The sequence below is a fragment of the Massilia agri genome, from assembly GCF_024753255.1.
GTDB classification, from domain to species: Bacteria; Pseudomonadota; Gammaproteobacteria; order Burkholderiales; family Burkholderiaceae_D; genus Telluria; species Telluria agri.
Genome location: NZ_JANUHA010000018.1, coordinates 93,714 through 105,093 on the forward strand (window position 1 = coordinate 93,714; position 11,380 = coordinate 105,093).

General features: G+C 68.0%; 11 protein-coding genes and 1 riboswitch. Of the genes, 2 read left to right on the forward strand and 9 right to left on the reverse strand.

The features are described 5' to 3' along the window. Nucleotides 1-87: 87 nt before the first annotated feature. Entirely contained in the window at nucleotides 88-3,006 is a 2,919-nt protein-coding gene (locus NX780_RS20970) for a M16 family metallopeptidase (RefSeq protein ID WP_258829824.1), read from the forward strand. 115 nt (nucleotides 3,007-3,121) lie between these two features. Here the strand turns inward: NX780_RS20970 and NX780_RS20975 are convergent, their stop codons facing one another. The 9 genes from NX780_RS20975 to glyA form a co-directional block, all read right to left on the reverse strand. Then, nucleotides 3,122-3,745, reverse strand: coding sequence for a riboflavin synthase (locus tag NX780_RS20975; RefSeq protein ID WP_258829825.1), 624 nt, complete (start codon nucleotides 3,743-3,745; stop codon nucleotides 3,122-3,124). Nucleotides 3,746-3,750: 5 nt separating this feature from the next. Continuing rightward, nucleotides 3,751-4,887 (reverse strand): bifunctional diaminohydroxyphosphoribosylaminopyrimidine deaminase/5-amino-6-(5-phosphoribosylamino)uracil reductase RibD, encoded by a 1,137-nt coding sequence (ribD, locus tag NX780_RS20980; RefSeq protein WP_370663634.1) that lies wholly within the window; start codon nucleotides 4,885-4,887, stop codon nucleotides 3,751-3,753. A gap of 27 nt (nucleotides 4,888-4,914) precedes the next feature. Continuing rightward, nucleotides 4,915-5,487 carry a GspH/FimT family pseudopilin gene (locus NX780_RS20985; protein ID WP_258829826.1) on the reverse strand — a complete coding sequence of 191 codons (573 nt, stop codon included), beginning with the start codon at nucleotides 5,485-5,487 and terminating at the stop codon, nucleotides 4,915-4,917. Beyond that, the gene (locus NX780_RS20990; RefSeq protein ID WP_258829827.1) at nucleotides 5,484-5,933 is read right to left on the reverse strand and encodes a type IV pilin protein; all 450 of its coding nucleotides are present in this window, start codon (nucleotides 5,931-5,933) and stop codon (nucleotides 5,484-5,486) included. The genes NX780_RS20985 and NX780_RS20990 overlap by 4 nt, the downstream gene beginning before the upstream one ends. Beyond that, nucleotides 5,930-6,781: a hypothetical protein gene (locus tag NX780_RS20995; protein ID WP_258829828.1), complete on the reverse strand. Its 852-nt coding sequence runs from the start codon at nucleotides 6,779-6,781 to the stop codon at nucleotides 5,930-5,932. Before NX780_RS20995 ends, NX780_RS20990 begins: the two co-directional genes overlap by 4 nt. 7 nt (nucleotides 6,782-6,788) lie before the next feature. After that, nucleotides 6,789-7,751, reverse strand: a complete 963-nt coding sequence (locus NX780_RS21000; protein ID WP_258829829.1) for a PilW family protein — start codon at nucleotides 7,749-7,751, stop codon at nucleotides 6,789-6,791. Continuing rightward, nucleotides 7,748-8,266 carry a type IV pilus modification protein PilV gene (gene pilV / locus NX780_RS21005; RefSeq protein ID WP_258829830.1) on the reverse strand — a complete coding sequence of 173 codons (519 nt, stop codon included), beginning with the start codon at nucleotides 8,264-8,266 and terminating at the stop codon, nucleotides 7,748-7,750. Before pilV ends, NX780_RS21000 begins: the two co-directional genes overlap by 4 nt. Before the next feature lie 220 nt (nucleotides 8,267-8,486). Further along, complete coding sequence (nrdR, locus tag NX780_RS21010; protein ID WP_159695734.1) at nucleotides 8,487-8,945, reverse strand: transcriptional regulator NrdR; 459 nt, start codon at nucleotides 8,943-8,945, stop codon at nucleotides 8,487-8,489. Nucleotides 8,946-8,996: 51 nt separating this feature from the next. Then, the gene (gene glyA, locus NX780_RS21015; protein WP_258829831.1) at nucleotides 8,997-10,244 is read right to left on the reverse strand and encodes a serine hydroxymethyltransferase; all 1,248 of its coding nucleotides are present in this window, start codon (nucleotides 10,242-10,244) and stop codon (nucleotides 8,997-8,999) included. A gap of 107 nt (nucleotides 10,245-10,351) precedes the next feature. Next, nucleotides 10,352-10,466: riboswitch (ZMP/ZTP riboswitch) on the reverse strand. A 144-nt stretch (nucleotides 10,467-10,610) separates the two neighbouring features. On the opposite strand from glyA, the gene NX780_RS21020 reads away from it, so the two are divergent. Then, nucleotides 10,611-11,357: an SDR family oxidoreductase gene (locus NX780_RS21020; RefSeq protein ID WP_258829832.1), complete on the forward strand. Its 747-nt coding sequence runs from the start codon at nucleotides 10,611-10,613 to the stop codon at nucleotides 11,355-11,357. The last annotated feature ends 23 nt before the right edge of the window (nucleotides 11,358-11,380 follow it).

An 11,380-nucleotide genomic window follows, 5' to 3' on the forward strand; every position in this document is an offset into this window, starting at 1 on the left:
CCCCACCCTGCCCAAACGCAACAGTGCATGGCGGACGCGCGCGGTAGAATGCATGCTCGTCAGTCAGTTTCCAACCAGGGATCACCAATGAGCAAGAACTTCACGCGCGGCCTCTGCCTGGCCGCGCTGCTGTGCGCGCAGCCGCCGGCCACTGCCGCGGCTGGCGCCATCGCAGCCAAGGGGTCCGCCTCGGCCGCCGCTGCGGCCACCACCGCACCATTGCGCCTCGACGCCCCGATCCCGGTCGGCCCGCAGGTCAAGGTCGGCAAGCTGGCCAATGGCCTGACCTATTACATCCAGAAGAATGCGCGCCCGGAGCGCAAGCTCGAGCTCCGCCTGGTGGTCAAGGCCGGCTCCATCCTCGAGGACGAGGACCAGCGCGGCCTGGCGCACTTTGTCGAGCACATGGCCTTCAATGGCTCGACCAATTTCCGCAAGCACGAGCTGGTCTCCTACCTGCAGTCGATCGGCGTCGGCTTCGGCGCCGACCTGAACGCCTATACCTCGTTCGACGAGACCGTCTACATCCTGCCGATCCCGACCGACAAGCAGGAAAACGTGAGCAAGGCTTTCCAGGTGCTGGAAGACTGGGCCCACGGACTGAGCTTCGACCCCGAGACGATCGACAAGGAGCGCGGCATCGTGCTGGAAGAGCTGCGCCTCGGCAAGGGCGCCTCGGACCGCATGAGCAAGCAGATCATGCCGGCCATCTTCAACGGCTCCAGGTACGCCGAGCGCCTGCCGATCGGCACCGAAGACGTGTTGCGCAATTTCACGCCCGAGGCCCTGAAACGCTTTTACCGCGACTGGTACCGCCCCGACCTGATGGCGGTCGTCGTGGTCGGCGACATCGACCCGGGCCAGGCCGAGAAGCTGGTCAAGTCGCACTTCGCCCACTTGAAGAATCCCCAGCCGTCGCGCCCGCGCGCCTATGCCGAGATTCCCGCGCGCCAGTCGACCCAGGCCCTGGTCGTGACCGACCAGGAAGCCACCGGCAACGCGGTGCTGATCCGCTATCCGGTGCAGAAGGTCGAGGAAGCCGGCACCATCCGCGCCTACCGTGACGACCTGGTGCAGTCGCTGTTTGCCGCCATGCTGAACCAGCGCTTGCAGGAGCTGTCGCAGCTGCCGGAACCGCCCTTCATGGGCGCTTCCAGCTCGCTCGGCAAGCTGACCCCGCGCTACCGCTCCTACAATGCCTCGGCCGCGCTGGGTCCGCGCGGCGCCGAGGTAGCCCTTTCGGCCCTGGTCGAGGAAAACGAGCGCGCACGCCGCTACGGTTTCGGCGCTGCGGAACTCGAGCGCATGAAGAAGAACCTGATGCGCACCTACGAGCAGGCCTGGAACGAGCGCGCCAAGAGCGACTCGGGAACCTATGCCGCCGAGTACATCCGCAACTTCCTGCAGCAGGAAGCGATTCCCGGCATCGACACCGAATACCGCTACGTGAAGGAGCTGGTGCCCGGCATCACCCTGGACGAGGTGAACGCCTATGCGCGCCGCACCATCCCGGCCGACTCGGGCAAGCTGGTGCTGTACACGGGCGTGACCCGTCCCGACACCCCGAAGGGCGAGCAGCTGCTCGCGACCGTGGAAGCGGCCCAGCACGCCGAGGTGAGCCGGCACGACGAAAAAGCCGTGGCGGCGCGCCTGATGGACAAGCCGCCCAGGGCTGGCGCCATCGTCGCCCAGGCCCAGGACAAGGCGCTCGGCCTGACGCACCTGACCTTCTCCAACGGCGTGAAGGTCATCCTCAAGCCGACCGACTTCCGCAACGACCAGGTGATGATGAGCGCCGCCCGCTTCGGCGGCCAGAGCCTGTTCGGCGACCAGGACATCCTGAATGCGCGCTTCGCCAACGCCATCGTGGCCAGCATGGGCGTGAAGGACTTCACCCCGCTCGACATGCGCAAGATCCTGGCCGGCAAGGCGGCCCAGGTGAACGTGGGCCTGGCCAACTACACCGACGTGGTGGTGGGCGCCTCGGGCGCCACCGACATCGAGACCATGCTGCAGCTGACCTGGCTGAAGTTCAGCGGCGTGCGCCGCGACGAGGACCTGTTCCGCTCCTACGTCGGCAAGCAGGCCGAGCAGGCGCGCAACCAGACCGCCCAGCCGGGCACGCGCTTCGGCGACGCGGTGATGGCCGCGCTGTACAACAACCACCCGCGCGCACCGCGCAGCCTGACGCCCGAGGAATACGCGCAGATCGACCTCGACCGCAGCATCGACATCTTCCGCCAACGCTTCTCCAGCGCGAAAGACCTGACCTTCATCCTGGTCGGCAGCTTCGATCCGGCGGCCATCAAGCCCCTGCTCGCGACCTACCTCGGCAGCCTGCCGACGCCCGAGATCCCGGTGGCCTACCGCGACGTCGGCCTGCGCCCGGCCACCGGCGTGGTCAAGCGCGAAGTCAAGAGCGGCACCGAGCCGAAGAGCACGATCTCGCTGACCTTCACCGGGCAGGCGGAATTCACGGAAGCCGAGCAGCTGCGCCTGTCGGCCCTGCTCGAAGTGACGAACATCCGCATCATCGACGTGCTGCGCGAGCAGATGGCGCTCATCTACGGCGGCGGCGCAACCGGGGCGCTGAGCAAGATCCCGTATGGGAACTACTCGATCGGCGTGACCCTGCCGACCGGGCCCGAGAACGTCGACAAGGTGCTGGCCACCACCTTTGCCGAGATCAAGCGCCTGCAGACCCAGGGGCCGGATGCGGCCGACCTGGAAAAGGTGAAAAGCAACTGGATCCAGAACCACCGCCGCTCGCTGCGCGAGAACGGTTACTGGCTGGGACACCTGCAGGCGGCCTTGAGCGAAGGCACCGACCCGGCCTCGATCCTCGATGTCGAGAAGCGGGTGCAGGCATTGACGGCGGACGATATCCGCCTTGCTGCGCAGCGCTATTTCAACGAGCGCAACTATGTGCAGGTGGTGTTGAATCCGGAGACGGCGGCGCCGGCGCAGGTGGCGGCGCATACCGGCAAGCCGGCGCCCGGGGGTTAAGCTGTTGTAGGGTGTGCGGCTATGCCGCACGCGCGTTCAAATCCCGTGTGAACGGATACAGCCTGCGCTATTCATGCACTGTTTGAACGCGCGGACGGCGGAGCCGTCCACCCTACTACTTGGCGGAGAGCATGCGCTCCACGTAGCGCGCAATCAGATCGATCTCCAGATTCACCTTCGACCCCGCCTTCAGGTGCTTGAGCGTGGTGACCTCGATCGTGTGCGGAATCAGGTTGATCGAGAAACGGCACACCTTCCCGCCTTCCGCTTCGACATCCTCGACGCGGTTCACCGTCAAGGAAACGCCGTTGACGACGATCGATCCCTTGTAGGCCAGGAACTTGGCCAGCTCCCAGGGTGCGTCGATCACCAGTTCACGCGACTCGCCCACCGGCTCGAAGCTGTGCACCGTGCCCAGGCCATCGACGTGGCCCGACACCAGGTGGCCGCCCAGGCGCTCGGCCAGGGTGAGCGCCTTTTCCAGGTTGACTTCGCCTGCGCCATCCAGGCCGACGGTCTTGCTCAGGCTCTCGCGCGAGACGTCCACGGCGAAGCTGTTGCCGGTCTTTTCGACCACGGTCATGCAGGCGCCGTTGATGGCGATCGAGTCACCCAGCGCGACGTCGGCCAGGGGCAGCGGGCCGGCGTCGATCTGCAGGCGCACGCCGGCAAAGGAGCCGCCTTCGAGCGGGGTGACGGAGGTGATCTTGCCGACGGCGGCGACGATTCCAGTAAACATGCTGCTTATTCCTTCGTAGTGATGTCGGTATGGGGGTGCGCGAACCGGGCCAGGATGCGGATGTCGTCGCCGACCCGCGCCACGTCGTGGAAGCGCAGCCGGCGCTTGTCCGCGAGGCTTGCCAGCGGCGGCAGGTCGAACATGCCCTGCCCCGGTCCGATCAGGCTCGGGGCCAGGTAGACCAGCAGCTCGTCGACGCAGCCTTCGCGCACCATCGAGGCATTCAGCTTCGAGCCGGCCTCGACGTGGACTTCGTTGATTTCGCGCCGGCCGAGCTCGCGCATCAGGGCCGGCAGGTCGACCTTGCCCTTCGGGTTCGGCAACTGCATGACGTCGTGTCCCGCCGCGCGCAGGGCGGCGGCTTTCTCGGGCATCTCGACGGCAGCGGCGATCCAGCACGGCTCGCCCTGCAGGATGCGCGCATCCAGGTCGATCTCGAGGCGGCTGTCGACGATCACGCGGCGCGGCGGCAAGGGCGTGTCGACGCCGCGCACGGTCAGTTGCGGATCGTCCGCCTTGACGGTGCCGATGCCGGTCAGGATCGCCTGGGCGCGGGCGCGCCAGGCGTGGCCATCGGCGCGTGCGTCCGGGCCGGTGATCCACTGGCTTTCGCCGCTGTGCAGCGCGGTGGCGCCGTCCAGGCTGGCGGCCACCTTCAGGCGCACCCAGGGCAGGCCGCGCCGCATGCGCGAGAAGAATCCGATGTTGAGCTCGTGGGCGGCATCGGCCAGCACGCCGGAAGTGACGGCGATGCCGGCCGCCTCCAGCTGGGCCAGGCCGCGGCCGGCGACCAGGGGGTTGGGGTCGGTCATGGCGGCGACGACGCGGCCAATGCCGGCCTGCACCAGCGCGTTCGAGCACGGCGGCGTGCGGCCGTGGTGGCTGCACGGCTCCAGGGTCACGTAGGCGGTGGCGCCGCGCACATCGTTGCCGCGGGCGGCGGCATCGCGCATTGCCTGGATCTCGGCGTGCGCCTGCCCGGCCGGCTGGGTGTGGCCGGCGCCGATCACGGTGCCGTCACGCACGATCACGCAGCCGATGCGCGGGTTCGGCGCGGTGATATACATACCTTTCGCGGCCCAGGCGAGGGCCAGGGCCATGCCCTCGGTGTCGTCGCGAATCTCTACCCTGTCCTCTTGCACGTTTCTCTTCCTGTCTGCCATGCCAGCCTAGCGCGGCGCCTCCGCGCCGTCGCAGGCATCGTCGCGCGCCGGATTGCATACGCGCACCCGACCGAGCATATTGATTTTAATACGGCGGATATGCTCGCCATGGAAGAGCGAAAGCGTACCGAGCCGGGACGCGTTGCCGCCCGCATCGCTGCAGCTGCGCCCGGCGCCATTGTAGGCGATGTACTGCGGCGGCGCTGACTGGGTGAAGGAAAAGTCGATCCGCACGCCTTCCGGCACCGGGCCGTGCACCTGCAGGATCTCGTCGCCGACGCCCGGCTGGCGGTCGCCGTCGCGGTCGATGAAAACTGTCCAGCCGCGGGTCCAGTCGGCGCCGCCGGGGTCGCGTGGCATCAGCTTGACGCGCGCATTGCGGGCAATGGCCTGGGCCCGGGTCTCGGCGATCGCGCCCATCAGGTCGCCGGACGCCGTGCGCAGTTGCTGGGCCGCCAGCAAGGCCTGCAGGTCGGGGGCGGCGACCGCCATCAGGATGGATGCGATGGCGACGACGACAGCCAGCTCGACCAGGCTGGCGCCGGCCGTCGACCGACGCAGCTTGCCTGCGTGCCTCATGGCCAGCAGCGCGGCCCGGCGCCGCTCGCACCCTGGGTGCCGGTGCTGTCGAAGGTCAGTACGCCGCAGTCCGGGTCGCGGAAACGCGCGTCGACTCTTTCCGTCCCCGGCCGTGCGCGCAGCACGATGCAGTGGCGGATGTCCTGCCCTTCGCAGGCGTAGCCGTCGATCTCGTAGGCGCTCTTCTCAGGCCGGGTACCGAGGTGCCAGGGAAAATCGCGGCTGGCGGGATCGTTCGCGCCGGACGAGAAAGCCAGGTAGCGGTGGTGCTGGGCACGGTACTGTTCCTGGCGCTGCATGGCGTCGACCAGGGCCAGTTGCGCCTCGGTGCGGCGCGCCTTGACGATATGCCGCGCATAGCCCGGCCAGGCGATCGCGGTCATGATGGCCAGGATCGCGACCACGATCAGCACCTCGATCAGGGTGAAACCCTTGTGCCTGCTCATCGCCGCTCCGCTCCTCTCGACGCCACCATGGTGTCCTGCCAGTTGCCGATTTCACGCCATCCGACCCGGATGCCGGGGCCGCCGGGCGAGCCGGGTGCGCCCGGCGGCCCCGCCGCTTCGGGCTGGGCGGGAGGCGGCGTGCCGCCGCCGGGCCCGCCACCCGGCGAAGGCGGCTGCTCCGCTTCCGGGGCAGCCGGCGCATCGGGTACACCGGGGACGTCCGGCGCGCCCGGCTCCACCCCGGGTGGCGCCCCTGTGCCCGGCGCCGGCGCACCGGGTGGCAGCACCTTGCGGTAGTAAGCCTGCACTGCCGCCTGGGTCGTCTCCACGCTCCCGAATCCGAGCGCGGTGATGCGATACAGCAGGGTGTCCGGGCTGGAAGGCATCAGCTCGATCAGGTAGCGCGGCGCCTGTGCCGCCAGCGCGCCGCCAGTCGGCATGCTCACCCCGCTGAAGGCGCCGAGTACGACGCCCGGCCCTTCCCGATCGGCCAGGGCCGCATGGATGTCCACGCCGGCTGCCTGGCGGCAGAGTCCCCCGAAAGGCGCGCCACCCCGGCAGCCGTCGGCAAAGGCGGCGGGATCCGCGTGCGCCAGCGCCACGGCCCGGACCGAGCCGGGGTCCAGGCCGCCTTCGATATCGTGCTCGGCGTCGCGCAGCCCCGCCATGGCGCCGTGCAGGGCCAGCATGCGGTCGCGCTCGTGCCCGGCGACCCGGGCGGAGGCGATGGCGGCACGGGCGGCGGCAATGCCCGTCATGAGCACCGCCAGCATCAAGAGCAAGGCCGTCAACAGGGCCACGCCGTGCTGTCGTGCCTGCCGGGGCAGCATGAAGTCGCGTGACGTCATCGCGCCCTCACCTCGCCCGCGCCGGCAGTGCCACGGTCGTGGCAAACACCTTGCGGTAACGTGCTTTGCCGCTGTCGCCATCCCGCGGCCTGCCGCCCCGCGCGCTGCCGGCGGCCAGCACCGTTTCGGGAAGGCGCGTGCCGGCGTCGTCCGCGCCTTGCGCCGCGCCGTATTCCGGCCCGAACAGCTCGTGCACGACATCGCGCGTGCTGTCCAGCTTGCTGACCGGCCCGTGCAGCAGCAAGGCCACGTGCACGATGGCGACCTTCTTCCAGTGAGTGCGCTTGCGCAGGTCGGCCTCGCGTTCGGCGGCCGTCGCGCCCGCCAGGACCAGGCCGGCGTCGAGCTCGCTCAGCGCGCTGGCGTTCAGGTAGCGCTCGGGCGCGCCATCGCCGTCCAGGTCGACGCCGTACAGCAGCTGGAAGCTGTCCACGGCGCCCACCACGGCGTCCGCCGACCAGTTGCTGCCGCCGCGGTACTTACAGCGCAGCTCGGCCTCGCCCTGGGCGTTGCGCGCCACGTAGAAGATGCTCCAGCCTTCCTCGTCGCGATGGACGCTGAAGCCGGCGCAATCCAGGCTGCCGCCGTCGCCGCCGGGCGCCGGACCGCTGCCGGGAAAGCGCACCGCCAGCACGTCGCTGCCGTTGACGGCAAGGGGCGAGGCATTGTCGATGCCGTGGCCGGTGCGCGGCACGCTATGCGCATCCAGGCCGGCGAGCGCGCTGGGCGCGGCCGGGTCGGGACCGCCGCTCGCGCGCTCCCAGTCCGCCGCCGCCGACTGGCGCACCGCACGGGCGACGACTTCCAGGGCGTAGCGGCCGGCATCGTCCATGGCGGCGGTTTCCAGCTGCGCGGCGAAGGCACGGTTGGCCCAGACGAACAGGCTGGCCGCGGCCAGCAGCACGACCAGGCCCACGCTCATGGCCACCAGCAGCTCGGCCATCGTCATGCCCGATTCGCGCCGTCTCATCGGAGCACCATCACGTAGCCGGGGCCGTCGCCCGTGCCCTGCCAGCCGAGCTTCACGACCGGCAGCGCGTCAAGGGCGCCGTCGCAATTCCAGCGGTAGGTGTTGGCCGCAGCATCCCAGGGAGCGCCGTCGCGGCACACGGTCACACGGCCGCGCGGGAACTGCGTGTAGAGCGCCTGGCGTATCGCGTGCAGGTCGAATTGCGCCAGCGCGTCCGGGGTGCAGCTGCTGCCGCCGAAGCATGAGCCTGGCGCCGCCGGCAGGCCATCTGCGGCGTCGTAGTGGAAAGAGAGATAGGGATTGGCGCCGTCCGGCAGCGCGGCGACGGCCGGATTGACGCGCATGCGCGCGGCCAGCGCATTGGCCAGCTGCGCGGCATCGGACCGCAGGCTCGCCTGCTGCCGGGTGCGCTCCGCCGTGATCTGCACTGCCCCCGCGCCGACGATGCCCACGGTCAGCACGAACAGTGCGACCAGCACCTCGACCAGTGTGAAGCCTCGTTCCCCCACCCGCACGGCACCCTCCCGATCTTGCGACAGCGTTGACGGGCCGGCACGCAAAATGTCGCATACCGGTTGCGAGCTGCGAAGTTATCAGGCGAGGCGGAGCCGGCCATGAGCTGGCCCAAGCCTGATCGGGGAACTGTTGGGCTGTGACGCACTCTGCGAGTACGCGACGGGAGTTGGACGCGTGGGCGGAGGACCGCCCACCCTACGAACTCGTGCGAGCGATTACCTACTTCCGCGGATGGCCCACTTCGGCCAGCGCTTCCTGGAACTCGGCCAGGTCTTCGAAGTTCTTGTAGACCGAGGCGAAGCGGATATAGGCGATCTTGTCGAGGCGCTTGAGTTCCTGCATCACCAGTTCGCCCACGTAGCCGGTGTCGACTTCGCGGCGGCCGCTGGTCAGCAGCTTCTCTTCGATGGTGGCGACGGCCGTGTCGATCGCCTCGGCGGCGACCGGGCGCTTCCTCAGCGCCAGCATCAGGCTGCCGCGCAGCTTGGCTGGCGCGTATTCCGTGCGGCTGCCGTTCTTCTTGACAAGGATCGGCATCGACAGTTCGATGCGTTCGTAGGTCGTGAAGCGCTTGTCGCACTTCGCGCAGCGCCGGCGCCGGCGAATGGCATCCCCTTCCTCGGACACGCGGGTGTCGAGGACCTGGGTATCTTCATGCTGGCAGAAGGGACATTTCATGGGCGCCGAGTGCTTCCTGAAAGGGGCTGCACAGCGCAGCCCCGGATTGCCTTACTTCGCGTAGACCGGATACTTGTCGGTCAGGACCTTGACTTCAGCCTTCACGCGCTCGATGGTGGCGGCGTCGTGCGGATTGTCCAGCACGTCGGCGATCAGGTGGCCCACCTTGACCGCGTCTTCTTCCTTGAAGCCGCGGGTGGTGAAGGCCGGGCTGCCGAGGCGGATGCCGGAGGTGACGAAGGGCTTCTGCGGGTCGTTCGGGATACCGTTCTTGTTGCAGGTCATGTGTGCCTGGCCCAGGATGGCTTCCGCCTCCTTGCCGGTCAGGCCCTTGGCGCGCAGGTCGACCAGCATCACGTGCGATTCGGTCCGGCCCGACACGATGCGCAGGCCGCGCTCGGTCAGGGTGTTGGCCAGGGCGGCGGCGTTCTTCACCACCTGCTTCTGGTATTCCTTGAATTCCGGCGACAGCGCTTCCTTGAAGGCGACCGCTTTACCGGCGATCACGTGCATCAGCGGACCGCCCTGGATGCCCGGGAAGATCGCCGAGTTGATGGCCTTTTCGTGCTCGGCCTTCATCAGGATGATGCCGCCGCGCGGACCGCGCAGCGATTTATGGGTGGTCGAGGTGACGAAATCGGCGTGCGGCACCGGGTTCGGGTACTCGCCCGCGGCGATCAGGCCGGCGTAGTGGGCCATGTCGACCATGAAATAGGCGCCCACTTCCTTGGCGATGCGTGCGAAGCGCTCGAAGTCGATGCGCAGGGCAAAGGCCGAGGCGCCGGCGATGATCATCTTCGGCTTGTGCTCGCGCGCCAGGCGTTCCATTTGTTCGTAGTCGATGTCTTCCTGCTCGGTCAGGCCGTAGGAAATGACGTTGAACCATTTACCGGACATGTTCAGGGCCATGCCGTGGGTCAGGTGGCCGCCTTCGGCCAGCGACATGCCCATGATGGTGTCGCCTGGTTTCAGCATGGCGAAGAACACGCCCTGGTTGGCCTGCGAACCCGAGTTCGGCTGCACGTTGGCGGCTTCCGCGCCGAACAGCTGCTTCAGGCGGTCGATCGCCAGCTGCTCGGCGACGTCGACGTATTCGCAACCGCCGTAGTAGCGCTTGCCCGGATAGCCTTCGGCGTACTTGTTGGTCAGCTGCGAACCCTGCGCTTCCATGACGGCCGGCGAGGTGTAGTTCTCGGAGGCGATCAGTTCGATGTGGTCTTGCTGGCGAACGTTTTCCTTCTGGATGGCATCCCACAGTTCCGGGTCGACATTGGCGAGCGTATGGTCTTTTGCAAACATGTAAAACTCCAATCGAGAGAAATACCAGGCAACGGTCAGCGTTGACAGTGCGTATGTGGCGGGCCCCAGGACAAGCGCCCACCGAACGCATCGCAAAGCGTTCCGTCGATGGCTGCCCAGGCGAACGGCGGTGATGCCTCACGTTCCCCGGTGGATGCCCACCTTGGCCGGTCGTGGCGAAACACCGCCGCGCCCGGCATTTCGCCAGTTACGTGAGACGTAAATTCACCAAATTGTATGTGATCTACGCTCCTTAGGGCAAGGAAACTGCTGTCTTCCTAACAAGACGCAGGCGCCAGGCCGGCCGCCAGCGGACATGTGGCTGTTTCGGCTACAATTTTCGGATCATTCCTCCAAGGACCACCCATGATCGTCTTGATTACCGGCGCCTCGGCCGGCTTCGGCGCCGCGATGGCGCGCACTTTTGTGAGCAATGGCCACCGCGCCATCCTGGCCGCACGCCGCACCGAACGCATCGAGGAGCTGGCGCGCGAGCTGGGCGAAGCCGCCCTGCCGGTGACGCTGGACGTGACCAGCCGCGCCTCGATCGAGGCGGCGCTCACCAAGCTGCCGGAAGGCTGGCGCGACATCGATGTGCTCATCAACAATGCCGGCCTGGCGCTGAACACCAAGCCGGCGCATGAGGTGCCGCTGGAAGACTGGGACACCATGATCGCCACCAACTGCCAGGGCCTGGTGACCATGACCCGCGCCCTGCTCCCGGGCATGGTGGCCCGTGGCAGCGGCCTGGTGATCAACCTGGGTTCGGTGGCCGGCCACTACCCTTACCCTGGCGGCAACGTCTACGGCGCCACCAAGGCCTTCGTCGAACAGTTCACCCTCAACCTGCGCGCCGACCTGGTCGGCACCGGCGTGCGCGCCACCAACCTGGCGCCGGGCCTGTGCGGCGGCACCGAGTTCTCGAACGTGCGCTTCAAGGGCGACGATGCGGCCGCCGCCAAGGTCTACGAGGGCACGACGCCGCTCACGGCCGAGGACATCGCCAATACCGCCTACTGGATCGCCACCCTGCCCCCGCACGTGAACGTCAACAGCATCGAGCTGATGCCGACCTGCCAGGGGTTCTCGCCGTTCGCCATCAAGCGCAATTGAATTGCGTAGGGTGGACGGGTCTC